At 50.5% G+C, this 26,923-nt stretch carries 20 protein-coding genes; 10 read left to right on the plus strand and 10 right to left on the minus strand.

What is annotated here, in order from left to right; translation table 11 throughout:
* The first annotated feature begins 107 nt into the window (after positions 1-107).
* Together IC617_RS17425 and IC617_RS17430 are read left to right on the plus strand one after the other, a co-directional pair.
* Positions 108-464, plus strand: coding sequence for a hypothetical protein (locus IC617_RS17425; RefSeq protein ID WP_191146267.1), 357 nt, complete (start codon positions 108-110; stop codon positions 462-464).
* Positions 465-511: 47 nt separating this feature from the next.
* Positions 512-745, plus strand: a complete 234-nt coding sequence (locus tag IC617_RS17430) for a DUF6429 family protein (protein WP_191145717.1) — start codon at positions 512-514, stop codon at positions 743-745.
* Positions 746-914: 169 nt separating this feature from the next.
* Here the strand turns inward: IC617_RS17430 and IC617_RS17435 are convergent, their stop codons facing one another.
* Positions 915-1,553, minus strand: a complete 639-nt coding sequence (locus tag IC617_RS17435; RefSeq protein ID WP_191146268.1) for a response regulator — start codon at positions 1,551-1,553, stop codon at positions 915-917.
* Positions 1,550-2,668 carry a sensor histidine kinase gene (locus tag IC617_RS17440; RefSeq protein ID WP_191146269.1) on the minus strand — a complete coding sequence of 373 codons (1,119 nt, stop codon included), beginning with the start codon at positions 2,666-2,668 and terminating at the stop codon, positions 1,550-1,552. Before IC617_RS17440 ends, IC617_RS17435 begins: the two co-directional genes overlap by 4 nt.
* Before the next feature lie 206 nt (positions 2,669-2,874).
* Here IC617_RS17440 and IC617_RS17445 point away from each other — a divergent pair, with 206 nt between their 5' ends.
* From IC617_RS17445 to IC617_RS17460, 4 genes are all read left to right on the plus strand, one after another.
* Positions 2,875-3,300 (plus strand): DUF2141 domain-containing protein, encoded by a 426-nt coding sequence (locus IC617_RS17445; protein ID WP_191146270.1) that lies wholly within the window; start codon positions 2,875-2,877, stop codon positions 3,298-3,300.
* 91 nt (positions 3,301-3,391) lie between these two features.
* Complete coding sequence (gene cysZ / locus IC617_RS17450; RefSeq protein ID WP_191146271.1) at positions 3,392-4,153, plus strand: sulfate transporter CysZ; 762 nt, start codon at positions 3,392-3,394, stop codon at positions 4,151-4,153.
* Between the two features lie 230 nt (positions 4,154-4,383).
* The gene (locus IC617_RS17455; RefSeq protein ID WP_191146272.1) at positions 4,384-5,649 is read left to right on the plus strand and encodes an NAD(P)/FAD-dependent oxidoreductase; all 1,266 of its coding nucleotides are present in this window, start codon (positions 4,384-4,386) and stop codon (positions 5,647-5,649) included.
* Positions 5,650-8,355 (plus strand): nitrate reductase, encoded by a 2,706-nt coding sequence (locus IC617_RS17460; protein ID WP_191146273.1) that lies wholly within the window; start codon positions 5,650-5,652, stop codon positions 8,353-8,355.
* A 90-nt stretch (positions 8,356-8,445) separates the two neighbouring features.
* Here IC617_RS17460 and amt read toward each other — a convergent pair whose 3' ends face one another.
* From amt to IC617_RS17495, 7 genes are all read right to left on the minus strand, one after another.
* A complete protein-coding gene (amt, locus tag IC617_RS17465) occupies positions 8,446-11,493 on the minus strand; it encodes an ammonium transporter (RefSeq protein ID WP_191146274.1) in 3,048 nt (1,015 codons plus the stop codon).
* A gap of 286 nt (positions 11,494-11,779) precedes the next feature.
* Positions 11,780-12,970: a tetratricopeptide repeat protein gene (locus IC617_RS17470; protein WP_191146275.1), complete on the minus strand. Its 1,191-nt coding sequence runs from the start codon at positions 12,968-12,970 to the stop codon at positions 11,780-11,782.
* A 20-nt stretch (positions 12,971-12,990) separates the two neighbouring features.
* Positions 12,991-16,149 carry an efflux RND transporter permease subunit gene (locus IC617_RS17475; protein WP_191146276.1) on the minus strand — a complete coding sequence of 1,053 codons (3,159 nt, stop codon included), beginning with the start codon at positions 16,147-16,149 and terminating at the stop codon, positions 12,991-12,993.
* Positions 16,149-17,327, minus strand: a complete 1,179-nt coding sequence (locus IC617_RS17480; RefSeq protein WP_191146277.1) for an efflux RND transporter periplasmic adaptor subunit — start codon at positions 17,325-17,327, stop codon at positions 16,149-16,151. Before IC617_RS17480 ends, IC617_RS17475 begins: the two co-directional genes overlap by 1 nt.
* Before the next feature lie 118 nt (positions 17,328-17,445).
* A complete protein-coding gene (locus IC617_RS17485; protein ID WP_191146278.1) occupies positions 17,446-17,811 on the minus strand; it encodes a diacylglycerol kinase in 366 nt (121 codons plus the stop codon).
* Between the two features lie 92 nt (positions 17,812-17,903).
* Positions 17,904-18,659, minus strand: a complete 756-nt coding sequence (locus IC617_RS17490; protein WP_191146279.1) for a sulfite exporter TauE/SafE family protein — start codon at positions 18,657-18,659, stop codon at positions 17,904-17,906.
* Positions 18,660-18,779: 120 nt separating this feature from the next.
* Positions 18,780-19,994: a cation:proton antiporter gene (locus IC617_RS17495; RefSeq protein ID WP_191146280.1), complete on the minus strand. Its 1,215-nt coding sequence runs from the start codon at positions 19,992-19,994 to the stop codon at positions 18,780-18,782.
* A gap of 328 nt (positions 19,995-20,322) precedes the next feature.
* Here IC617_RS17495 and cysK point away from each other — a divergent pair, with 328 nt between their 5' ends.
* The 4 genes from cysK to IC617_RS17515 all read left to right on the plus strand — a co-directional run bounded on the left by cysK (position 20,323) and on the right by IC617_RS17515 (position 24,890).
* The gene (gene cysK, locus IC617_RS17500; protein ID WP_191146281.1) at positions 20,323-21,285 is read left to right on the plus strand and encodes a cysteine synthase A; all 963 of its coding nucleotides are present in this window, start codon (positions 20,323-20,325) and stop codon (positions 21,283-21,285) included.
* A gap of 245 nt (positions 21,286-21,530) precedes the next feature.
* Positions 21,531-23,201, plus strand: a complete 1,671-nt coding sequence (gene asnB, locus IC617_RS17505) for an asparagine synthase B (protein WP_191146282.1) — start codon at positions 21,531-21,533, stop codon at positions 23,199-23,201.
* Positions 23,202-23,331: 130 nt separating this feature from the next.
* Positions 23,332-24,360: an SGNH/GDSL hydrolase family protein gene (locus IC617_RS17510; protein WP_191146283.1), complete on the plus strand. Its 1,029-nt coding sequence runs from the start codon at positions 23,332-23,334 to the stop codon at positions 24,358-24,360.
* Positions 24,354-24,890, plus strand: a complete 537-nt coding sequence (locus IC617_RS17515) for a phosphatase domain-containing protein (protein ID WP_224746106.1) — start codon at positions 24,354-24,356, stop codon at positions 24,888-24,890. The genes IC617_RS17510 and IC617_RS17515 overlap by 7 nt, the downstream gene beginning before the upstream one ends.
* 46 nt (positions 24,891-24,936) lie before the next feature.
* On the opposite strand, the gene IC617_RS17520 is transcribed toward IC617_RS17515, so the two are convergent.
* A complete protein-coding gene (locus IC617_RS17520; RefSeq protein ID WP_191146285.1) occupies positions 24,937-26,856 on the minus strand; it encodes a metallophosphoesterase family protein in 1,920 nt (639 codons plus the stop codon).
* Positions 26,857-26,923 lie beyond the last annotated feature (67 nt).

A 26,923-nucleotide genomic window follows, 5' to 3' on the forward strand; every position in this document is an offset into this window, starting at 1 on the left:
GACGCCAAGCGCTCTGCCAGTTTTTGTGTAGCTCGCAGGCTCGCAATTTTACACAAAAACAGGCTCCGCGCTTGTCGCGCATTATCGGAGCGTTATGAGCCTACTATATGAATTTTAAATTCTTCGCTTTTATGATCCTGTTATTAACAGCGTGCCAAGAAGCGAACCAAATTGAAAAAGACCTAGAGTGGCTACTTCATGCTGATCCCGTCAAAGATGCTAAAAAGGCCATTAGCGTAGGGGACCTTCGATACGTTGGCACCATTGGTATGTTTGCTGATGTCCCTTGGTTTGCGCCGGAATGTATCAGCGAGGAAACAGTTAGACTTATCCAAGTATCGGATCTTGTTGAAAGCTATGAACAAAACAAGCTTCAGGCTATAGCTCCAGTGTATGCCACGGCCTACAACTATCAAATATTGCAATACCAAAAAAAACATGGGCTTAAACAATGCGACTCATAACAAGTGACTGTGGTCTTCCGTCAAGCTAAGCAGGGTTGGTGAACCTTATGGAACTAGATGAAGATAAAATCGATGAGGCAGCTTTGGCTTTACTCTCTCTTACTCTCCACGATAACTGCCGCGCATGGAAGCAACTTGATTGGGATATAACTAATCGATTGCACGGCAAAGGGCTGTTGTCTGATCCTGTCGGAAAGAGTAAGTCTGTAGTATTTACTGAGGAAGGGCTACGTCAAGCAGAGCTGGCTTTACAAAGGTTATTTGCCAAACCAAAGGACTAAGTCGTTACTCATGGCAACGAGGCACTTTATAGTCTGACTAGAGCTCTTTAGAGCAAAATGACTAACATGCTTTTGTCCAATTACGAGCTACAACACGCTCAGACTGGCTTTCGCTCTCATCAAGGTTTAACTGCGAATGAGCAAGACCATGCGCACTCAAACCAGTGAACTATATCAACTGCCAGCGCAACGCTTTTAACACCGCTTGGGTGCGGTCTCTGGCTTGTAACTTATCGAGCAAGTTGGAGATATGGTTTTTCACCGTTCCTTCGGCTAAGTAGATAGCGGCAGCGATTTCTTTGTTACTAAACCCAGCCGCTAAATAGCGCAATATCTGCTGCTCTTTGGCTGACAATTCATCGGGCTGGATGGCTGGGCTGGTATCGGCCGATTCTGACTCTGGCAAGCGCTGCCGGTTTAACAATTCGGGCTCAGCCAGAAAACCACCCGCAGCAACGGTAGCAATGGCTTTATCGAGCTTGTCCCAACTCACGTCCTTGAGTAGAAAACCGTTCACCCCAGCTTGCAAGGCGCGCAGAAATAATTGGTGCTCATCAAACGTCGTTAGCATGAGTACCGGTGTTGTATCGCCTTGCTGGCGCATTTGCTGTACCAACTGGATGCCATCCATCACCGGCATTCGAATATCCGATAACAACAAATCAACGGGCTGCTCAGCGATTAACTCGAGCGCTTGCTGGCCATGCTCGGCGCACCAACAAACTTGATAGTTATCATTGAGCTCAATCAGCCGAGCAATGCCGTCTCGGATCAATGCCTGATCATCGACCAGCGCAATGTTGATCATGCTAATGCCTCCTCTGGCAACGCGGCCAGCTCAATGGTGATGGCAAAGCCTGACGGCAACTTGTTAATCATCAGCTGACCGCCGAGCTGTTTTGCTCGCTCAGCAATCCCGTTGAGACCGTTGCCATAATGCACATTTGAGCAGCCCACTCCGTTATCGCGGATCTGTAATTTGAATTGCGGTTGACGCACCATCTCAATGGCGATATCGGTAGCTCGGCCATGCCGAATGGCATTGCTCACCGCCTCTTGAATGCAATAGGCCAATTGCTCACTGATATCAGCAGGCAATTCTTGCTGAGCCCCGCTAAAGCCAAGGGTGATCCCTGGCGGTAAGCCGAGTTGTAATTCGGCGACAAAGTCAGGCAATGAAAACCGCGATTGCTGGCGCATATGACGCACAACGCTTCTTGCTTGTTGGAGGGTTTCATTGACTTGAAGTTTGAGTGATTGAAACAGTTTGCTGGAGTCATCTGGCGGCTGATGGATGGCATGTTCAAGCTGCAAGCTCAATGCCGTCAAATGGTGCCCAAGGCTATCGTGCAGATCGCGGGCAATCCGCAAGCGTTCGTTGTGCTGGCTTTGTTGAGAGAGCATTGATTGCGCGGCGCGCAATTGCAGATTGGTCGCTTCGAGTAGCTTTTGTTGCTCCTGCGCAATCAAGCGCGAGCGAGTCGACAATGCCGCAAATAGCTCAAAACTCAAAAACACCAAGTTGGTAATGACGTCTGTTTGGCTGAGGCCACTACTCATATCAACCAAGAGTACCGCGATATTGAGAGCTGCTAAGCCATACCACCAGCGATTCAGCCCCAGAAAAGCGGGCATTTGCGCTGCACAAATCACTAAAATGACCGGCACCACCAAGGATTTGTAATCGGCATAAATCGCTATGGCGCAGAGGCACTGGAGCAATAGCGCCAAGCGCAACAACGGCATTGAATTGGCCGCAGGTCGCCACATAGTGGCAACACAAAACGCCAACGTCATCGCTCCGAATAAGCCAAACCGGAACATGGTTAAGTGGCCATTCAAGGCATCCACCCAGATCACAACCGCATAGGTGACAAGGCCGCTCAGCGACAAAACCAAATCGTCGCGATTCAATTTATTCATGGTTTTCCAGTCAGTTATTTACGAAAAAAGCAATCAATGACCACTCTAACCAATTGCGGCCAGCAGCGCATAGTGCCAAAAGTCATCTTTGTCGGGCGACCAACTCATGACTTCTGGCACCTGTCAGCAAGCGGCCAACTTGATTGAATAGATTCCGCACTGCAATTGCTTTGCCGACAATCAATCAACTGAACAAGGACATCACCATGAAACACTACGTACTGCTCGCACTCATGTCGCCACTACTGATCCCAATTGCTAATACCTGCCATGCTGGCACCTTGGATGTCACCATCGACAACAACCAACCCACTGGCCCAATGATGGTTGAAGTGTATGACAATCAAAGCAACTACCAAGACGGTAAAGACCCCATCGCGCGCTTTAAAATGCCAGCCAAAGACAAGCCGCTGCAATTTGAAATGTCCGATCTGGCAAGTGGTGACTATGCCGTTCGCATGTTTCAAGATCTCAATAGCAACGGCCAGCTCGATGCAAACTGGCTCGGTATTCCCAATGAGCCTTACGGCTTTTCCAACAATGGCGGTGCCTACGGCCCAGCGAGCTTTGACGACGCCAAAGTTGCAGTTATTGAGGGCGAAACCACCGCTATCAACATCACCCTTCGTTAGGCCTGTCATGCTTTGTAACAAGCCCACCGTGTTCAATCCGGTGGGCTTCACTCTATAATCAACCCCAACAAAGCAGTCAGAGGTTCAATGAATGCAGGTAATTCAAGGCGGTAGTAGCGGCGCAGCTTATTTTTTCAAAGGTTTTGAGTTGATCCAAACCAAGGGGCTTCGACGGTTCGTCGCCGTACCATTGATCATCAATCTCATTATCTTTTCGCTATTTTTTGGCTACCTCATCAGCAGCTTGTCAGACTGGTTTGTGATGCTCAATGAGTGGTTGCCAGAGTGGCTCAACTGGCTGCAATACCTGCTTTGGCCCCTCGCTCTCATCTCTATTCTGGTGCTGTTTTCATTCCTATTTGCCACGGTCGCCAACTGGTTGGCAGCGCCCTTTAACGGCTTACTCGCGGAGAAAGTTGAACTCTATCTGACCGGTAAACCGATCGACAGTGGCGGCTTTGTTGACTTGGTTAAGGATATTCCGCGGCTGTTCGCCAGAGAATTCCAAAAGCTCGGCTATTTCCTACCACGAGCACTGCTTTGTTTGTTGTTATTTCTGGTGCCACTGGCCGGACAAACTCTAGCGCCGGTTATTTGGTTTTTGTTCTCGGCGTGGATGATGGCGATTCAATATTGTGATTACCCATTCGACAACCACAAAGTGCCATTCCGCGACATGAAGCTGAAGCTCAAGTCACAGCGTAGCCAGAGTATGAGCTTCGGCATTATGGCCATGCTGTTTACCATGATCCCCATCGTCAACATGCTGGTAATGCCGGTAGCGATTTGCGGCGCTACTTCGATGTGGGTGCAAACTCAGCGCGAGCAAGTGCTCGCTAGCCGCACTCAGTAAGCAAAGAGCAGAACAAGTGCATTAAAATCACAACAAAGCACCAAAAGGATGCAACAACTCAAATCCTAGCCAACGAACCAATTGCACCAAATTGGTTCCACAGAAAATAACTCGTTGTTATAAATGCATTATCCAGAACCCAAAACAAGATAACTCGGTTGTTTTGATATTGGTACGGCGCTTGCAAAACCTCATCAAAATAGAATGATTGATGAACAGGCCCTGCTGGAATGACGAGAGAGAAATTAGTAGTGATTGGTAACGGAATGGCCGGCATGAAAGCAGTCGAAGAACTGCTATCTGCCTGCCCTGAGCGTTATGAAATCACCGTATTTGGTGCCGAGCCCTACGGAAATTACAACCGCATTATGCTGTCACCAGTATTATGCGGCGAGAAAACCATTGATGAGATCATGATTAATGATCGCCAATGGTATCAGGACAATGACATTGTTCTGCACGCCGGCCCAGACAAACAAATTACCGAAATCGACCGCCGCAGACGCAAAGTCATTAGCCGTGATGGCACCGAAGCGCGCTACGACAAATTGCTAGTCGCCACCGGCTCCAAGCCTTTCATCATTCCCCTGCCGGGTCACCAACTCGATGGCGTTATCGCCTTTCGTGATATTTTCGACGTCAACACCATGTTGAGCTATGCCGTTACCAGACGCCATGCGGTAGTGCTCGGCGGCGGTTTGTTGGGGCTAGAAGCGGCCAACGGGCTGAAGCAACAAGGCATGGAAGTCACCGTCGTCCACAACTGCTCAACGCTGCTTAATCGACAACTCGACGCCAATGCTGCCGAGTTGCTGCGAGCCGAGTTCGAGGCGCGCGGCATTGGCTTTATGATGGAAGCCGATACCAAAGAATTGATTGCTGATGACAGCGGCCACGTCGCCGCCGTGAAATTTGGCGATGGCACTGAACTACCTTGCGATCTGTTTGTCATGGCCGTTGGCGTCAAGCCGAATTTCGACTTAGCAAAATCAGCGGGCATCCATTGCGAGCGGGGCATTGTCGTTAATGACACCCTGCAAACCTTTGACCCGAGTATTTATGCGGTGGGGGAATGTGTGCAACACCGCGGCATGACCTTTGGTATGGTGGCGCCGGTGTTTGAGCAGGCGAAAGTTTGCGCCAACCATCTTAGTGGCCATGGCGTTGCTGAATACAAAACGCTGCCCAACGCGACCAAGCTAAAAGTCACCGGCATTAACCTGTTTTCAGTCGGTGATTTTAACGGTGACAGCGACTGCGATGTACTGGAATTCCACGATCCTGAATTGAACGTCTACAAACGCTTGGTGTTACGTGCCGATCGTGTTATTGGCGCAGTGCTCTATGGCGACACCCTCGATGGCAGTTGGTATCAAACCCTGATGGAATCTGAGCAAGACGTGTCAGCCATTCGCTCCGTGTTGCTGTTTGGCCAGCGCTATGCCGACAAATTCGTCGAAGATGTCATTCCAGCAGCTCTGCAGGAGGTCGCGTAAATGTCTCAGTCATCATGCAAAACAATCAAAACAACGTGCGCCTATTGCGGCGTTGGCTGTGGTATTGAAGCCAGCGTTAACGAAACCGAGCGGCAAGTACTGATCAACGGTGATGACAATCACCCAGCCAACTTCGGCAGACTTTGCTCAAAAGGTAGCTCGCTGGGCGAAACCATTGATGTTTCTAGCCGCTTGCTGACACCTTACATTGGCCAACAGGCGACCGACTGGAATACGGCTCTGGATGCAGTCGCCAGCACCTTCTCGCAAATTATTGCCGAACATGGCCCAGATTCAGTGGCGATTTATGGCAGTGGTCAGCTGCTGACAGAAGACTACTATGTGGCGAACAAACTGATGAAAGGCTTTATTGGTAGCGCCAATATCGATACCAATAGTCGGCTTTGTATGTCTTCAGCTGTCTCCGGTCACAAACGTGCATTCGGCACCGACACCGTGCCCAATTGCTACGATGATTTGGAGCTCGCCGACTTAGTGGTGATCACCGGCTCGAATATGGCTTGGTGTCACCCGATTTCTTATCAGCGCATTCGCGCTGCCAAAGCAAAAAATCCCAACATGCGGGTGGTGGTAATCGATCCAAGACGAACCGCGACCTGCGACATTGCCGATCTCCATTTACCGCTTGCCGGCGGCAGTGATGTGGTGCTGTTTAACGGCTTGCTCAACCATTTAGTCAATGGCCAGTATCTGCAACAAGAGTACATCGACAATCACACTCAGGGCTTTGCCGAAGCCGTTGCGGCCGCACAGCAAGATGCAGGCGATTTAGCCGAAGTTGCACTCAGAACGCGCCTTAGTGAGCGCGATTTGGTGACTTTCTACAACTGGTTTGCAGAAACAGACAAAGTCGTGACTGCTTACAGCCAAGGGGTCAAGCAATCATCCAGTGGCGTCGATAAGGTCAACTCGATTCTCAATTGCCATTTAGCAACTGGCCGGATTGGTAAGCCCGGCGCTGGCCCGCTGTCGATGACAGGCCAACCCAACGCCATGGGTGGCCGCGAAGTTGGCGGCTTAGCCACCACACTTGCCGCCCATATGGAATTCAACATTGACGGCGACACCGACCGGGTCGCTCGATTCTGGAATGCCGCCAATATGGCGACCAAGCCCGGTCTGCCTGCAGTGGAGTTGTTCGAAGCAATTGCCGCGGGCAAAATCAAAGCGGTTTGGATCATGGCCACCAACCCAGTGGTGAGTTTGCCAAACGCCGATCAAGTCAAAGCCGCATTGCAGCAATGTCCTTTTGTTGTGGTCAGCGACTGTGTCGCCAACACCGACACATTAGAGTTGGCGCATATTAAACTGCCAGCGCAAGGCTGGAGCGAGAAAGACGGCATTGTGACTAATTCCGAGCGCCGCTTGTCGCATCAGCGGGCTTTGCTACCGCCTGCCGGCGAAGCCAAGCCTGATTGGTGGATTATTTCTCAGGTTGGCCAGCGCTTAGGCTTTAAAGATGCGTTTAACTACCAGCATCAGGTTGAGATCTTTCGCGAACATGCAGCGTTATCTGGTTTTGAAAACTCATCAGAGCAACGCCTTCGTGATTTTGATATTTCGGCATTTGCCAACATTTCACAACAGCAATACGAAGACTTTGAGCCCATCCAGTGGCCGGTGAACCAGCAGTACCCCAATGGTAAAGAGCGCTTTTTTGCCGATGGCCAGTTTTACACGCCAAACCGCAAAGCCAACTTCATTGCCTTAACCGGCAGAGCGCCAGGTAATTTGCCAGACCAAGAATATCCTCTAGTGCTCAACACGGGTCGCCTGCGCGATCAGTGGCACACCATGACCCGCAGCGCACTGGCTCCGCGTCTTAATCAGCACCGGCCAGAGCCGTTTGTTGAAGTAAATCCGCAGGATGCCGCTAAATACGGCCTGAAAGATGGTCATATTGCGCACTTGCAAAGCCGTTGGGGGCAAATGTATGCACGTGTCAATGTCTCCGAATCACAAGTTGCTGGCGACGTATTTGTACCCATGCATTGGACCGAACAATACGCCAGCAAAGGACGCATGGGTGCCGTGGTCAACCCTGTGGTGGATCCGGTGTCGGGTCAGCCCGAAAGTAAACACACGCCCATCCGCATCGCACCATATCAGGCGGAATGGCATGGTTTTGTACTAAGCCGCCAACCGCTGCCTGATGCCGGTATTGATTATCAGGTGAAAGTGAATTGTCAGGGCTATCTGCGCTATGAATTAGCGGGCTACGATCAGTCTTCACTGTCGATTGACTGGGTTAAGCAATGGTTGTCGCAAGTTTATCCGGCACTGAGCTGGCAGTACCTTGATGACGCCAAGTTGGGTTTATTGCGCGTCGCCGGCTATCAGGGCAATAGCCTGATGTTCGTGCTATGTATCGCCACCACGCCAGATATTCGGATGCTGCCTGAGCGTAATTTCCTCAGTTCGCTATTCGCCAAATCGCAGCTGCAGCCTGACGAGCGCCTCGCATTGCTCAGTGGCCTGCCTACGGCAGGTGCAGAGGATACCGGCGCTCAGGTTTGTGCATGCTTTAATGTCGGCGAGAAGACCATTCGCAAAGCCATCCGTGAAAACGGCCTGACGAGCTATCAGGAAGTGGGTAAATGCTGTAAAGCAGGCACCAATTGCGGCTCTTGTGTACCTGAAATCAAAACCATTCTGGCCTCCATGGTAGAGACACAGCCCGCTTAATCAATCGCTGTCACATTGCGATGCGCTGTCGCAATGTGACATCCCTTTCATTGATACCAATCCAGTTATAGCAATCCATATAGATTGCTATTAGACCGCACCTTCGAGAGCCCTAGCTGCCAACTTGACCTCTTTCGCCGGTAGCGGCTTATAGAACAAGTAACCCTGATACATATTGCAACCGCGGGTTTGCAAAAACTCCAACTGCTGCTGCGTTTCAACCCCTTCGGCCACCGTAATCAAATCTAAGTTTTGCGCCAAGCTAATGATGGTTGCGCAAATCTGGCCATCTTCGACGGTTGATGCGCATTCATCAACAAATGAGCGATCAATTTTAAGCACGTCGATAGGCAAGCTTTTCAGGTAATTCAACGAGGAATAGCCGGTCCCAAAGTCATCCACTGAGATTTTCAGCGCCAACTGTTTGAGCGCCGCCATCACTTCGATGCAGCGTTCGATATCGGTCAACAACACCCCTTCGGTGATCTCAACCTCCAGTAATGATCCATCAATTTGATAATGCTCAAGGCGCTGTTTAACGAATTCCACCAAAGGCCCAGACACCATGTGTCGGCCTGAGATGTTGACCGACACTGGCACCAACTTTTTACCCTCGCGCTGCCAACACTGCATTTGTTGCAACACATCATCAATGGCCTTTTCACCGAGCTGAATAATCAGATCCGACTCTTCTGCCAACGGAATAAATTCACTGGGCGAAATCAGCCCTTCCTTTGGATGTTGCCAGCGAATCAAGGCTTCGAGGCCAACAATATCGCCATTGGCAATGACCTTGGGCTGATACACCATGTAGAACTGATCACCGCTGCTGACTGCTTTGCGCATCTCTTGCTCGTAGTCGAAGTGACGGGCCGCAGTTTTGGCCATATCAGGCTGAAACAATTGATAATTATCGCGGCCTTTTTGTTTCGCGCTGTACATGGCTAAATCCGCATACTGCATTAACAAATCGGCACTGACGGTGTCATTCTCAGCAATGGCAATACCAACGCTAGTCGGAATATTAATCTCGCGACCTTCCAGTAGCAGCGGCTCGCGCATCACATCAAGAATGGCTTGGGCTTTATCGCAGGCGGCTCGGTCGCTGAAAGCGCCGGTGACTAGCACGACAAATTCATCGCCGCCCCAACGAGCAATAATGTCATCCGCCCGAGTCACCCGAGTTAAACGGTTGGCAACTTCACAAAGTAAGTCGTCACCAGCACGATGACCGAGGGTATCGTTAATTTTCTTAAAGCGGTCGAGATCTAAGAAAAACAGCACCACACGCTCTTGGAAATTGCTCGATTGCTCAATCGCTCGCACCATCGAATCCATCAGGTAGGTGCGGTTATACAGCCCCGTCAGCGGGTCGCTGTACGCCAGTTGTTTCAGCTTTTCTTGCAGTTTGAGCTGGCGGGTCACATCACGAATGTGCAAGGTGAACTCGTTAGAATTACGGTCAAAGTCGGCCGCCGTTACGGTGATCTCAGCCGGAAATGAATCACCTGAGTTACGCAGCAGGGTAATCGCATTGCGCCGGTTTCGAAGCAAACCGCAAGACGATGAAAATTTATGGCGCAGGCTTTCGCGCACCGAGGTTCGATCATCAACAGTGATAAATAGTTCAATAAAATCTTTGCCTGTGACATGACTTTTTAGATAGCCAAAGGTGCGCTCGGCGGCGGGATTAAATTCGATTATTCTGCCGACTAAATCGACCGTCAAAATGGAATCCATTGAAGAGTCAAGGATCGCGCTTTTACGCTTTTCGCTGGAACGAAAACGATCAATAGCATCGTCTCGTTTGCCGATCTCCTCACTCACTCGGGCAATCACTTCGTTGTATTGCTTGGCAATTTGCCCCACTTCGGTAAATGGCTCGACCGGTACCGGCTCGGAGAACCTGCCTTCGCGCTGTTGCTTATGCATGGAGCCCAGCAAATCAATCAGTTCCGTTGATGCCCGATGCTCGGAAATGTTCATGCCCTGCAATTCATCTTCAGCACTAACGCGCAGTGGCAGCTTACGATTCAACAGCCACAACATGACGTAGCTGACTGTAAAGCTGTAACAGCAGATCGCCGCCACCCCAAGTAGCTGCACCCACAGCTGACCGAAGCCACTTAATCCGGTTGCCAATATTGCCGGATCACCAAACACAGCAACGGCTATGGTGCCCCAAATGCCACAAAACAGGTGGGCCGGCACCACTCCCAACGCATCATCAATACGGAGCGATTCAATCCATTGGGTACCAACACAAACAATCGCCCCTGAGCACATGCCAATCATCATGGCTTCAACCGGCACCACCGCATGGCAGCTTGCCGTCACGCCCACCAAGCCACCGATGACGCCGTTCATAATGGCACCGACATCAACGTAGCGATGGCGCAAATAATGGCACCCCGCGGCAATAATTCCGCCCCAAACCGCCGCCACGCATGTATTGAGCATAATCAACGGCACTTGTTCGTTGAGCGCTAAGGTACTGCCGCCATTAAAGCCAAACCAGCCCAGCCAGATCAGCAGCGTGCCGAGTACCGACATGGGTAAATTACTGCCCTGCAAAAAGCTGCGATTATCAGAAAAGCGGCCAATGCGCGGGCCAATGATCATGATTGCAGCCAACGCCACACAGCCTCCCACCGCATGGACCACGGCGGCACCAGCAAAATCGACAAATCCCAACGCTTCTAACCAGCCAGCATTACCCGACTGATAGATCGACGCCCAGCTCCAGTGGCCAGGGATCGGATAAATAATGGCCGACAGCATCGCCGCTGCGGCGAGATAACCGACGAAACTCATCCGCTCAGCAACGGCGCCGGACATTAAGGTAGCGGCAGTGCCACAAAACATCATTTGAAAAATAAAGAAGCTGGTCTGCTCTGCGCTCTGGCTGCCACCAAAGACAAAATCACTGAAACCGAATAAACCGCCCTGACTGGCGCCAAACATCAAGGCAAAGCCAAACAGCCAAAAAATAATCGCTGCGACGATAAAATCGGAGATGTTTTTAGCGGCGACATTAATGCTGTTTTTACTGCGGATCTTGCCGGTTTCAAGACACAGAAAACCAGCCTGCATGAAAAACACCAAAACTGACGCGATGAGAAGCCACGAATATTGCATCAGAATCCCTCCCAACTACATGGTTCGTCATTACTAGGAAATGTGGAAAATAAAGCCATAAGAACAGAGGAAACTGAGTGCTTTCATTGAGTTAAGCACTAAACAACGCAAGTTTTAAGCCACTGTTTGAATCAGTCGCCAAGCGGTTGAAATAATGAACAATAGTGTGATTTTTAAGGCTATAAATCCGCTTTGGTGCGCGCATCATAACGGTGCAACGCACTGGCATTGCGCGTTGCACCATGAGTGAGTTATTCGTATTTGGAAGCTCGCAGTAAAGAGCTTGCTACTTAATGGCCTGCTCCAACAATAGGATTTTTGCCTGATAGGTTTGCTGCTCTTCACTGGTATAAGCATATTGATGAGCGAGCTGCATCGCCTCATTCGCTTTTTGCAACTGTCCCAGCTGGTAGTAGTTTTTAGCCAGACCAAAGTAGCCTTCGTGAAGATAGGGGGCCAGCTCAATAGCGCGCTGATAGCTGCGGAGAGAAAGCGCAAGCTGATCATTGGCAAATGCTCGTTCAGCAACGTCAAGCCATCGATATGGATTGTCATCAGTCGCCAACGCATATTGCTGAGCCACTTGCGCGGCTTGCTTCGCTCGGCCTTGTCGGTTGAGCAAGATGACGTAATTGCTCACCGAATTAGTCGAAAAGTTGGTATGCGCTAGCGTGAATTGGTAAATCAACTCAGCTTGGCTGTCATCGCCATGTTGAGCAAACAATACTGCAAGCATATTGAGGCTTTCGGCGTTGTTTGGGGCCACCAGCAACCCCTGTTGCAACAACGAAAACGCTAAATCGTATTGCTGACGGATCAACGCTTCTGCGGCTAAGTTCTGATAGAACATCGCGACAAAATCATCATCCGACACCTTGACGCCAGCGACGTTGCCGCTTTGCGGAAAGTAATCGATCACAATTTTGGGTTTAGCCAAAACCATGGCCCCTTGCCGAGCGCTGTAATTTGGCTCATACACGTGACTGCGAACGTGACTGGAAAGCATCAAAATGCCGTTATAGCGCCGAAATACCGGAGCAACATTGACCCGCTGATAATCAACATCAATGTCAACCAAACGCGCCAAAGCTGCGGTAACTATGGCCAGCGATAGGCAATTACCCGATTGTTGCAACAAGGCTTGTTCCGCTGCGTAGGTATGGCCCTTGAAGTCAAATCCTTGAAGAATACTCTCTAAGTAATTGAACAGTCGCATGTGACCGGCCACATCTTGTTGCTCTGCATTGTGGTAATAGCTTAGAAAATGCTCTTTCTGTTGCTCGTTGAGAGCAAATATATCCGCTGGCGAAGGCACCTCCACCAACGAGAAAGCAGAGCCATCATAGCGCAGCTGGGACGTTGATTTGAGCTCACTATTCGGCGTTTTAGCGCAGCCTGCCATTATCAGCGACACCGACATAGCAAACCCAAACAAAACAATAACCCCAGCGCGCTTCATCACAATCCATGTTGACATTGCCCAGTTCCCTTAGATGGTTAGTTAGACGACTGCTCAGCAAATTCGTCCGGTTTGGCGCGGAACATCCCTTTGAAATCTTCCAAAATCAAATACAGGCAAGGCACCATAAATAGCGTGATGACGGTGGCAAACAAAATGCCAAATGCCAGCGATACCGCCATTGGGATGACGATTTGCGCTTGCAAACTGCGCTCCAACACAATAGGAATAAGGCCAAAGAAGGTGGTTAATGAAGTCAACACAATGGCCCGAAAACGCTGGCCACCAGCGTTAAGCGCCGCATCGTATAAACGCAATCCTTGCTGCCTTGCACGGTTGACGAAATCGACCATGATCAGGCTGTCATTCACCACCACCCCGGCTAGCGCGACGATGCCACACAGCGACAATACACTGACCGACAGCCCTAACAACCAGTGCCCGACGACTGCGCCAATCATGCCAAATGGGATCACCGACATCACAATCAACGGCTGACTGTAGGATTTCAGGGGAATCGCGATTAAACCGAAAATCACCACCAGCGCCACAGCAAACGCTTGCTGCAAGCCAACTAATGCTTTTTGTTCTTCGAGGCTGGCCCCTTCAAGACCATATTTGACGTTTGGATAGCGGCTTTGAAGCTCCTTCATAAAGACATCTTCAATGTCTTTGCGCACTGTTTCAGACTCCGTGGTCGCTTTATCGACCGCTGCAGTGACGTCGATCGCCCGCACACCATTAATGCGCGTAATGTTGGAATAGCCTTCTTGAATGGCAATGTCAGCCACTTTTGAAAACGGCACTTCTTCGCCACTTTGGGTCCGTACCCGCATATTCTCAAGATAGCCAATCGAGCTGCGCTCTTGGCGTGGGTAACGGATCATCACTTTGACCTCTTCATCGCCCCGCTGGATCCGCTGCGCTTCGGCACCATAAAAACCATAACGCACCTGACGCGCCAGATCCGCCAAAGAAATCCCCAGCGCTTCAGCCTCTGGCTTAATCGCCAAAGTAATTTCCTGAGCGCCGCCTGAGTAACTATCTTGAACGTTATAGACTCCGGCATAACTCATCAGTTTTTCTTTTAGCTCCTGCGCTGCTGCCTGCAGCGTCGCCATGTCTTTACCGCTTAGTTGAAAGCCCAGATCGGCCCCGGCACCTGGGTTGGTGGAGCCCTGGAAGTCGAGGATCCGCACTCCCGGAATTTCCGGAGTTTGCTCACGCCAACGCTTAACCACTTCAAAACCGTCGATATCGCGGGTTTCGTTCTTTTTCAGTTCAACCACCATGCGCCCCGCCAACGCACCTTCCATCCAAGTATTACTGTGCTGTACGACCCGATAACCCTGCTCCTGATAAATCGCCTCATTCATCTGATACAGCGACTCCTCAAGGGTTTCCAGTGCCCGAATAGTGGCTCGATCAGAGCTGCCTTCGACCATATCAACCGAGACCATGACAAAGTCGCTGGGAATGTTAGGGAAGAACTCCCAACGAACTTTGCCACCGCCAATCAAACCAATGGCGAGCACGAACAAGCCAAGAAAACTAGCAATGGTGGCATAGCGCCACTCCAGCGCTTTTTTTAGTGCCGGCTGATAACGTTGGATGACAAAATTCTTCATCCCCTCGGAGAACACGGCTTGCACTCGGTAAATGGGATTAGGGTGGTTGCGGTCGATTTTCTTCACTTTCATGTGCCGCAAGTGCGCCGGTAAGATCAACTTGGACTCGACTAAAGAAAACAGCAAGCACAGAATCACCACCATACCGATGGTTTTCCAAATCACCCCAAACGGGCCCGATACCATCAGCATGGGCCAGAAAGCCGCCATCGTTGTCAGGACGCCAAAGGTTGCCGGCATCGCCACCCGTTTTGCCCCGCGAATAATGTTCTCGAGGGTATGGCCATTTCGCTCCACTTCAGACCAAGCACTTTCGCCGATGATAATGGCATCGTCGACCACAATGCCGAGCACCAAAATAAAGCCGAATAAACTGATCATGTTGATCGACAAATCGACCGGTGGCGTCGGCATCAACATAAAGGTGCCAAGAAAACACACCGGCAATCCTAAGATCACCCAAAAAGCCAGACTTAGGCGTAAAAACAAGGCCAGAACTAAAAACACCAACACTCCGCCAAACACCATGTTGCGTGTCATCAGATCGAGTCGACCTTGTAAATAGAACGACGCATCGGCCCATTCAGCGATGTAGACACCTTCGGGCAATAGCTGTTGCTTTTCGGCGACATACCCTTTGACCGCTTCGGCAATTTTCAGAACATTTTGATCGCCAACCGCCGTCACTTGCACCGCCAGACTAAAGCGCCGATCAAAGTGGGAATAGTTCAGCTCCTCGACAAAGCCATCGGCAATGATGGCCACATCGCGTAAGTAAAGCCGAGTGCCATCGGCGCGAGTGAGCAAAACAATATTGGAAAAGTCCTCGCCGCTGTAGGCCTGCCCTTTGGTGCGCAACAAGATGTTGCCAGCATCAGACTTAATCGAGCCACTAGGCAAATCAATTGAGCTGCGCCTCACCGCTGACACCACATCATCAAAGGTAATGCCGAACTTCTGCAGATCAGCCTCTGACACCTCAATGGCGACCTCATCATTGCGGGCGCCAAACACCTTGGCGGAGGTGACTTGCGGCAAATTAGCCACCTCGTCTCTGACTTCATTGGTGATGCGCTTCATTTCGCGCTCATCCAACTCGCCGTTAATCGACAGCCACATCACTTCCTGCGTCGGTTTAATCCGAAAGACCACTGGCTTTTCAGCATTTTCCGGAAAACTGATAATGGCATCGACATTCACTTTGACTTCATCCAGCACTTCTTGCACATCAAAGCCATCTTCAACTTCGATGCGAACATTGCCCATCCCTTCGGCTGCGGTTGAAACCACTTTCTTAATGCCGCTGACTTCCGAAATTGCTTCTTCAATTTTGATATTGATGCCTTCTTCCACTTCCAAAGGCGCGGCGCCTGGATACGGCACCTGCACAGTCACGGCATTGAATTCAATATCGGGGAAGACCTGTTTGCGGAGCGTCGACAGCGACATCAACCCCGCGATCACCAGCAATGCCATCAGTAAGTTGGCAGCAACGGGGTTATAGGCAAACCAAGCGATAATACCGGTTGAGCGCGGCGTTTCAGCAGAGTTTTGATTGACCTCGGCCATTAGGAGTCACCTGCATCGGCAATGGCCGTTGTGCGGACTTTGGCACCATTCGGTAACCCAGCAACCGGCGTAATCGCGATCCGTTCACCATCGGCTAAACCATCGCGAATGTAGACGGTGTCTCTCTCTGAACGCTCAATCGTGATGGTCCGGCGCTCAATAGTGTCATCAGCCTTAACCACCACAACCTGATTGCCACTGCGCAGCACTTTACGCGGCAGCCGGATCATGTTGCGCGGCGCCGTACCGGTAACCGAAGCGCTGACAAAACGGCCAAATTTAAGCGGAAGATTATGTTCTGGGCCGGCTTTGTTGCTGCGCAAATACGGATCGTCAATTTCAAGCACGGCATAAATAAAGCGCGACTTATCATCAATAATGCCCTCGGAGCGGACCAATTGGGCGGGCCAGTTAAATTCTTTGTTGCCGATTTGGCTGCTAAGCATCACCTGCGCTGCTGATGGATCGTCGCCTAACTCAAGGTAGGCCAGCTCCGTATCAGTAATCGGCAATCTGACTTCAGCCACTTCGGTGCCGAACAACTCAGCAACCTTGGTCCCTCGGCTAATAAATTCACCCACATCAACTTCCTTGGTGCGTAAAATGGCATCGTATGGCGCACGAAGTTGGGTCCGCTCAAGGTTACGTTTAGCGCGCTCAACTTGGGCTTCGGCATAGCTCAGGTTAGCCATTTCCTTGGCCAATTGCGGCTTGCGCAATCCCAGCTCGGGAATTTCTGCCGCTGAGTACTGACGCCAATCTTCCTCGGCCACTCGCGCTCTTGCTTTTTCTTCCTCCAGCGCCGCTTTAGCACCGTATAGCGTGGCCTCCGCTGCTTTTAACTCGGTTTGGTAGTCGGCATCCTCAAGCTGCACTAAGACCTCGCCTTTACGAACAAAACCGCCGGCCACAAAATTTGGAGAAACGGTGACGATTCGACCGCTGACTTCCGAGGTTAAATCGCTGCGGAATTTGGGCATCACCGAGCCCTGCGATTCGATGGTGTAGCGCACATCCTGCCGCGCTACGCTCATCACTTCGACCAACATTGGTTGACGCTCTTGTTGCTCCTGCTGCGGGGGCTCTTTACTGGCAAACATGACAGCAGCGAGGGCAAAACAAACGGCTAAAATAACGACGGGTAAACCAGCTTTAAGCAGCAGGGCACGATTACGCAAGGTCAATCCTCCTGATCGAACAGCAATCAGTTATCGAGTCGATGGAACTCGTAGAGATGTGGTACAGATATGTGGTGTGATTAACGCCGTTAACCACACTCGAGATCAAAACAGGAGGTTACACCAATAATTGATAAAGCTTAATTGCCCACACCAAGATCATTAGAAAAAGAGCAAGAAAAACAGCGGCAGATCCCATATCTTTGGCCCGCCCGCTGAGTTTGTGGTAGTCGGTTGATACTCGATCCGTAATGGCTTCAACGGCAGAATTCAGCAGCTCAACAATCACCACCAGGACGACACTTCCCAATAAAATCACTTGCTCGGTAAAGCCATCGCCAAGCAAGAACGCCAGCGGCGCCATGACCAGCAATAACACCACCTCTTGTCGAAACGCTTCTTCGTGCTTCCAAGCCGCTTTAAATCCCTTATAGGAATAGCCTGTCGCGGCAATGATACGTGCCATTCCCTTGCGTTGGTTCATGTCGTGAGTTCCTAGTCGATTCGGTGCAAAAGGCCCGACGATAGCAACCTCCGATGACAGTTATATGTCGAATTGAACAGACGCTAAGTTCATTAAAATGATTTCACCAGTAAAGCGAGACCGACCAAAATGGTGACGGTTTCAAAAGCGCGTTTGATGACCTGACTGCCCTTTTTAATGCTCAAATGGGCACCAAAATAGCCACCTAATAACGACCCCGCCAGCAGCGCCGGTAGCCAGCTCCAATGAACCTGGCCGAGTACTCCTAATAATCCTGCGCCGGTGCCATTCCACACAACGCCAACCCAGACCAAGGTGTGAGCAACGGCTCGCTGATAATCGAGTTTGAGATAACTGACCAGCCATAGGGTGACAAACAGGCCGGTTCCTGAAGTCAGCGATCCATTGAGAATGCCAATCACAAATAACCCTAAACCTGCGGTCACTGCGTGTGATGGCGTCAACTCGCTGAATAGGTTTTCGGTCCCTAATTTGGGTTTACAGACCGAATAAATGCCAAGCCCGATGGTCAATAAACCCAAGGCAATTTGAGCGGCTTGTTCAGGTACTGCCAAAATTCCCCAAGCGCCCAACAAAACGCCGGGCACGCCACTGACCACCATTAACAGCGATAATTGCAAGTGAAGATTGCGCTCTTTGTAATGACGAAAAGCCGCGCCGACGCCCAACGCAACCGACGCCACTTTGTGCGTCGCCAGCGCAATAGCAAAGGGCAAACCAAGGAAAATTAATGCGGGGAATTGCAACAAGCCCGCGCCTCCGCCGGAAAAGGCCGAAAAGGTATTGGCGATAAGAGAAATGATAAATAGGCCGAACTGCGCTGCCATGACGACTCTCCGTGTAAGACATACGTCCTGTGGCCAGCTTGGGCGCTGGCAAAGCGCAAACAGTACCGCAAGTTAGCGGAGAATCAAAAGGTCTCGTGCATTGCTCAGCGCCAAGAGCTGCTATTCCCGAGCGCGTTGCGCCCGACTGGCAATCCAAGCCACTAGCGGATTGGCGCTGACACCATGGAACAGCACACTGAGAATAATGGTGCATACCACGGTCATCGTCAGGGTGTGAACACCGGCCAATGAACTATTAAAAACAATGACAGCAAAGACGATGCTAGCCAGCCCTCGGGGGCCAAACCAGCCGATAAATAGCTTTTCTCCGGTTCCCAGCTTTAATCCGGTTAACACCAAAAACACCGGCAACATCCGGATCACAGTCAAACTCAGTACGGCATATAACAAAATCGTCCAATCGAAGGCGCCTAACGACTTTGATACAACCACAGCGCCAAAGGTGACCCAAGTAACAAGCGATAAGGAATCGCCTGCACCTTCGGCTCGTTCGAGTAAATCGTGTTTTAGCGGGTGATGAGCGGTCCGCCAACCGAACAGCAAGCCGCCCACAAAGGCGGCGATAAAACCGCTACCGCCAATGGCTTGAGCAATAGCGAAACAAGCAATGGCTAACGCCACCACAGGTACTTGCAACCAAGACTCTTCAAGCCAACCTTTGTCGTGGCTTTGTTTTAACAGCCAGGCGCCGGGCAAAGCGACCAATGCCGCAACCAATACCCCAAGACCAATTTCTGATGCCATGTAGTGAATCGCCAGCAACGACACCCCATGATCACCACTTTGGCCTTCTGCCAGCGCCAACAATACGAACAAAATCGGCACACAGATCCCATCATTCAGGCCGCTCTCGAAATTTAAACCTTCTCGGATCGGCGCAGGGACCGACTCGTCACTCACCACCGCTTTACCCAGCGCAGCATCTGTTGGCGCCAACATGGTCGCCAAAATAGCCATTTCCAACAGGGTTAAATCGTCGAATAACAACCAAGCTGCGCCAAACCCCAAGACGATGGTCATTGGCAGAGAAATCACCAACAAGCGCTCAGGAATACGCACATTGCGCTTGAGTACCGTCAGATCAGCTTTGGCCGAATCGGCAAACAGAACCATGGCCAGCGTCAATTCAGCAATCAGCCGCAAACCATCGGCATCCATCGACAAGCGCAGCCAATCTAACCCTAGCGGCCCCATCACAACGCCAAATAAGGTGAAAATCACGGCGCCATTAAACCAGATCCGCGACATGCCACCGGCCAGCAAACTATAGATGCAGGCAAATGCCGCGAGTAACGCTAAATTTTGATACAGCATGTCAGCTCCATTCCTTGAGAGGCCCAAACGCGCTGGCGAGCTAACAGCCCAGACCGAGCACACCAACACCGTCAACACACTAAACGAGAGAAATAAACGTGAGAAAAAGAGTTCGTTGTCATAGACAACTTAGTCAACATATTCAGTTACTGCTGAATAAAATCTGAGACGATAAGGCGGAGCGGTAGATGGCCTCTCGGTATATTCCATATCGTTATGACCAAACTGGAATAATGTGCAATAACGATATAACAAAGTTGACTTTGCAGTGTGGATATTAACGCCTATGCTAGCGTTCGATCCTACAAACCGACTCAAGGACTTGGGTATGAAAGTATATGAAGATAATTCGGCGTCGATTGGTCACACGCCGTTAGTAAAATTAAATCGCGTCGTAGAAAGCGGCAACGTCTATGCCAAAGTTGAAGCCCGTAACCCAAGCTTTTCGGTAAAGTGTCGCATCGGCGCAAACATGATTTGGGATGCTGAAAAGAAAGGCATTCTGACCAAAGATAAAGTGCTGGTTGAGCCAACCAGCGGTAACACAGGTATTGCCCTAGCCTTCGTTGCAGCTGCCCGTGGTTATAAATTAATTCTAACCATGCCAAACACCATGAGTCTTGAGCGCCGCAAGCTGCTCAAAGCCTTGGGTGCTGACTTGGTATTAACCGATGGCGCTAAAGGTATGAAAGGCGCGATTGCCAAAGCAGAAGAACTGCGCGATGGCGATCCAGACAAATACTTGCTACTGGGCCAGTTTGATAACCCAGCGAACCCAGAAATCCACGTTAACACCACCGGTCCAGAAATCTGGAACGATACCGATGGCGAAGTAGATATCTTCATCGCAGGTGTCGGTACTGGCGGTACCATTACCGGCGTTAGCCGTTATATCAAAGAAACTCAGGGCAAAAACATCATCAGCGTTGCTGTTGAGCCAGTAGAGTCACCAGTGATCACCCAAGCGAAAGCCGGTGAAGAGCTGACTCCTGGTCCTCACAAAATTCAAGGCATTGGCGCTGGTTTCATCCCAGGCAACTTGGATTTGGATTTGGTTGATCGTGTTGAGCAAGTAAGCAGCGAAGATGCGATTGCCACAGCCCGCGAATTAATGGAAAAAGAAGGTATTTTGGCTGGTATCAGCTCAGGCGCCGCAGTTGTTGCTGCTCAGCGTTTGGCCGCCGAGTACCCAGATAAAAAGATCGTTGTGATCTTGCCAAGTGCAGCAGAGCGTTACCTATCGAGCGCATTGTTTGCTGGCGTCTTCACGGAACAAGAAAACGTTCAGTAATTAATTCTTATTTTTAGTTAGTCATCAGCGGCACTTCGGTGCCGCTTTTTTTATGATTTCAGCAGCTTTCGCATTTTTATGCGGTTAAATGAATAAAAAATCACTTTTAACTCCGTTCTGCGCTTGCGCCTTATCCGTTTATGGTGCAAAGTGACCAGTCTAAATAAGCCGCTGTAATGCGGTCTGCGCCAACTAAGTGTGAGTCTGGCCTCTCACGTTGGGAAAGAAAATCATAAGGAGTACGTATGTGTTCTATTCTCGGTATTCTTGACATCAAATCTGATGTCTCCGAGCTGCGTAAGCAAGCGCTACAACTATCAAAGTTGATGCGTCACCGCGGCCCTGATTGGTCTGGTATTTATACCAGTGATAATGCCATTCTGGCCCACGAACGTCTGTCTATTGTTGGCGTCGAAAATGGCGCGCAGCCGCTTTATAATCCGAGCAAAACACATGCCCTCGCTGTTAATGGCGAAATCTATAATCACAAAGAGTTAGAAGCCAATCTCGGCATCGACTTTGAATTTCAGACACGCTCTGACTGTGAAGTGATTCTGGCGCTGTACCAAGAACACGGCGTCAACTTTGTCGACAAACTCAACGGCATGTTCGCGTTCTGCTTATACGACGAAGAAAAAGACAGCTATCTCATCGCCCGCGACCACATCGGTATCATTCCGCTGTACATTGGTTGGGATGAGCACGGCAACTTCTACGTATCGTCAGAAATGAAGGCGCTAACACCGGTTTGTAACCGCGTTGAAACCTTCCCTCCGGGTCACTACCTTGACAGCACCACTGGCGAAATGACGCGTTACTACAACCGTGACTGGCACAGCTATGACGCGGTCAAAGACAACCAAAGCTCTGTGGCAGAACTGCGCGAAGCGCTCGAAGAATCGGTCAAGAGTCACTTGATGTCTGACGTACCATACGGTGTTTTGCTGTCGGGCGGCCTGGATTCATCGGTCACTTCGGCGATTGCTCAGAAGTACTCGAAGCGCCGAGTTGAAGATGATGAGAAATCAGAAGCTTGGTGGCCTCGCCTGCACTCTTTTGCGGTTGGCTTGAAAGGTTCTCCGGATCTGCTGGCGGCGCAAAAGGTTGCCGATCACATTGGCACCGTTCACCACGAAATTCACTTCACGGTGCAAGAAGGCCTCGACGCTATTCGCGACGTGATTTACCACCTTGAAACCTACGATGTCACCACCATTCGCGCATCGACGCCAATGTATTTGATGGCGCGTCAGATTAAAGCCATGGGCATCAAAATGGTGCTGTCAGGCGAAGGCGCTGACGAGATCTTTGGTGGTTACTTGTACTTCCACAAAGCGCCGAATGCTCAGGAATTCCATGAAGAATTGCTGCGCAAGTTGGACAAGCTGAACTTGTTCGATTGCCTGCGTGCGAACAAAGCAATGTCAGCTTGGGGTGTTGAAGCCCGCGTACCATTCTTGGATAAGAAGTTCATGGATGTGGCGATGCGAATTAACCCTGCAGACAAGATGTGCGGCAGCAACGGTAAGATGGAAAAACACATCTTGCGCGAAGCTTTTGCTCACTATCTGCCAGAAAGTGTTGCTTGGCGTCAAAAAGAACAGTTCTCTGATGGTGTTGGCTACAGCTGGATTGATACCCTCAAAGAAATGACTGAAACCGAAGTGTCTGATCAGGAGCTGGCTAACGCCGAGTACAAGTTCCCAATCAACACGCCAGACAGCAAAGAAGCATACTTCTATCGCAGCATTTTCGAAGATCACTTCGGCAAAGTGGATACCGTGTTGAAGACAGTGCCACACGGCAAGTCAGTGGCTTGTTCAACGCCTGAAGCGCTGGCATGGGATGAGAGCTTCCAAAACCTCAACGACCCATCTGGCCGTACCGTTGGTGTTCACAACGAAGCCTACGATTAATCAATTCATTATTGATGATGACCAAAACCACCAGCTTGCTGGTGGTTTTTTGTTTGCGCCGTTGCTGGGATCAATCTTACCCGCCTTTAACTGGGCTACAATGCGACTTTTGTCGTTTTAGCTTAATCGGATGAATCCTTTAATCATTAATGCCGATCACTCGGCCTTGCATTACTGCGGCCGTTTCGACCATTCAGTTGCTGGCCAAGCGAGCCACTCTTGGCCATATACTGGCATCAGAGTTCAACTCCAAGCCGAACAAGTACGATTGCTACTGACCCAGGAACAAGGCATTGCGCCTGTACCAAGCTATTACGATGTATTTATCAATGATCGCTGGCTTAGAACCATTTGCTGCCAACCAAGCCAGAACCAATATTTACTATGCGATGGCGACGACAACTTGCCACAAGAGGGGTTTGAGCTTGGCCTTTATCGCCGCACAGAATCTCTGACTGGCGTCAGTCATTTTGTCGGCCTCGAACTGTTTCGCTCAGACGCCGCGCCGACGGCCTCGCCAGCAACGCCACGGCCGAGAAAAATCGAGTTTTATGGCGATTCAATTAGTTGTGGTTATGGCAATGAAAGCGCCGCGGCTGGCTATCAACCGGCTCATTCCAATGCCTGCAAAGCCTTTCCGGCACTGGTCGCCAAGCAGTTGAACGCCGATGCTAGCGTGGTGGCTTATTCCGGCGAGGGAATTTATCGTCGTTTTGATGGGAATGAAAAATTCAGCTTGCCGAACTTTTATCAGCAATGTCATTTTTACAGCGACGCTCGCTGGGAGCTAGCCAGCTGGGCTGCAGATGCCGTGGTCATCAACCTTGGTACCAATGATTTTGTTGCTGGCATGGCCGACCAGGATAAGTTTGTCACGGCTTACAGTAATTTTATTCATGACCTCGCAAACCATTACCCTGCAACACCAATATTCGTGGTGCTCGCACCAAATCAAATGGTCGCTGATTGCTTGCAGCAAGCGACCTATTTAAAGCAAGTGGTTAACAACGGCAAGACGCTTGGCATTCCCTGCCATTATGTCGAGGTGGCTACCTTAGCTGATGGTCTGTCTGGCTCAGATAACCATCCCAATCTCGAACAGCACCAGTACATTGCCGATCATCTCAGCACGGCCATCACTGAAACATTAGGCTGCTAGCCTCACCGCTACCCAACAAACAGAAAGACATCACCATGAGCACACATCCATATCAAACGCTAACGTTCAATCAATTAACTTTACTGTTCACCCCGTGCCCTGGCACCAAAGATCAGTCGCTATCAGACTCTTTGCAAACACTGAAAGATGCTGGTGCAGAGGTACTGATCACCATGATGCCAGCAGAAGAAATGGTCAAAAATGAAGTCACCGCCATACCCGAGTTATGTCAACAATTGGCGGTAGATTGGTATCACTTCCCTGTCGAAGATGACTGCGCTCCTGAGGAAGATTTTGAAGCCGCTTGGACTCGCGATAAAACAGCAGTCATTGCAGCTGCCAAAGCAAACAAGACGTTTGCCGTGCATTGCAAAGGGGGCACCGGCCGAACCGGCTTAATGATTGCGCTGATCTTGGCCGAGTTGGGCCTTGGTTACGATGAAATCATCGAGCGTGTGCAGGCAGTCAAAGTCAAGTCGCTAACCCTGACACCGCACCTCAACTACCTGAAACAATACCTGAGCAAGTAGTCGCGAAAAACAGTTGAGATCGGCGCAAGCAGGTGCAACTCAACGACTACGACGAATGACGCGCTTTGAACTCGACCAGCGTGCCACCTTCACAAAGCTGACAAACTCGACGCGGCGCACCAAGCTCGTCGAGTTCAACCACACCAATACCGGCAGCATTGAGTAATCGGCGGCCTTTGTCTTGCTGCTCTGGCACATAAGGCGTGATCACCATATCACGCCGTTTAGTCAGCCAATTCAGTGGAGACTTCGGCGAATAAATCCAGCGATTGAGCCGATCTAAGGTGTTCAGCAAGCGATCCGGAAACTCATTTTTAATACCGCTGCTGGTGATTTGCCAGACATCCGAAGCATGCTCTTGGTGACGCAGCCGGACACCGAACATGAATGAGTAATGAACATCGCCGGACAGAATGACAAATCGCTCGGGCGTCTGCTGATGCTTAAACAGATCCAGCAATGCTCGCGCCGCACCGGGGTGCGCCATCCAACTCTCGGCATCCACCATCAGAGGCTTGCCAAAGAAAGTGAACACATGCTGAATTGCCTCAATCAACTTAACTCCAAAAACTGGCGCCGGCGATACCAGCACTGCCGCTGGCAATTGCTCAATCTGGCGCTGAAGCTGGGTGATTGATTCGAAGTCCATCAAGCCAGAGGGTTTGTCAAAACTACGCTCCGAACGCCAACGCTGAGTCCGAGTATCGAGCACAACTAAAGGCGGATTCAGTGGCCACTGATAGCTCCAATCAGACTTATCAAATAACTGCTGAAGGCAATCATCGTGGGCTTGCTGACCGACATCGCTCAGTGCTTGCTGAATGATTTGTTGCACTGAACTCGGCGCTGAGGTCAAGCGGTTGCCCTGCCCTTGGCACAAATAATAGCCAAGCAATGCATTGCCAAGAATTCGTTTTGACAGTGAATTTGAATAGGCAATTTGCTCCCAACGAGCGCTCAAATTCCAGTCATCGGTAACATCGTGATCATCAAAAATCATCGCCGTCGGCAAATGCGCCAACAGGCGCCGGACAGCTGGCAGACCGTCCGCAAATTTATTAATGATCGCTTGTTGTTGCGCGTAAATTTGCTGCTCTTTGGGGCTGAGTTTGGCGGATTGCTCGACGCTCAATTGAGTGCTGTGTTGATGCCATAGCGTGGGCGACCACACCATCAGATACATGGTGAGCACTTCGGCCAAGCTAATCAGGTGATTCTCGGCACTGTCAGAGGTAAAAATAGGCTTTTTGACACCGCGAAATAATTTATCGACGACAGCTTGCCCAGAGTGCGTCAACGGCAATAAACCACTGCGATGATAATAACTAGGCTGCTCCCGATGTAACGTCTGAGCGGTGGGCACTTGGCATTGCGGCAAGGCTTCGTCGTCAAAGCCAAGACGGGCAATTGCTTGATGAATCGCTCGGAGCATGGGCGCTGCGACATCATCGCAATAGATTTGATCGCCGCTGAGAATAAGTAGCTGCGGCCATTGTTCAGCCTTGTTTTGAGCCAACAAGCAATCCGCTTCGACCAGCCCATCCACCGAGTCATGATGGGGTTTTCGACAGGAACCGTGGAGTAACTTGGTTAACGAGGGCTGGAGTTGAAATCCCAATGAGGTGCGGTTGGGATAGCACAGCGAGGCATCTCCCCAATCGGCAAAACCAAGCCAGTCATGCCGCCCTTGGCGCTGCAGCAGCAATTCGTAGTTAACCCAACCGGATTCTGGTAACGCCGGCTCTAAGGGTAATTGGATTTGATGGATCCAAACATGTTGAGCAGCGCGGTAGCTGACCAGCTGTTCGCTCAGCTCAAAGCGCATTTCATCGCAAGACTCTGGCTGTAATTGCAGCTGGCAACGAACCGGCTCAGATGTCACCAGCCAGCAGCCGAAATGATTCGCTGAGACATGGCGGAGGATTGGGCCAGCTAGCACTAGCGGCAGAGGCTGCTCTTCGCTCATCAATACCCCATTGTTTTACATCGGCAAGTTCATCACTTCACTGTTAATCACTGCTGGCAAACTTGCA

It is taken from the genome of Neiella litorisoli, assembly GCF_014773395.1.
Taxonomy (GTDB): Bacteria; Pseudomonadota; Gammaproteobacteria; order Enterobacterales; family Neiellaceae; genus Neiella; species Neiella litorisoli.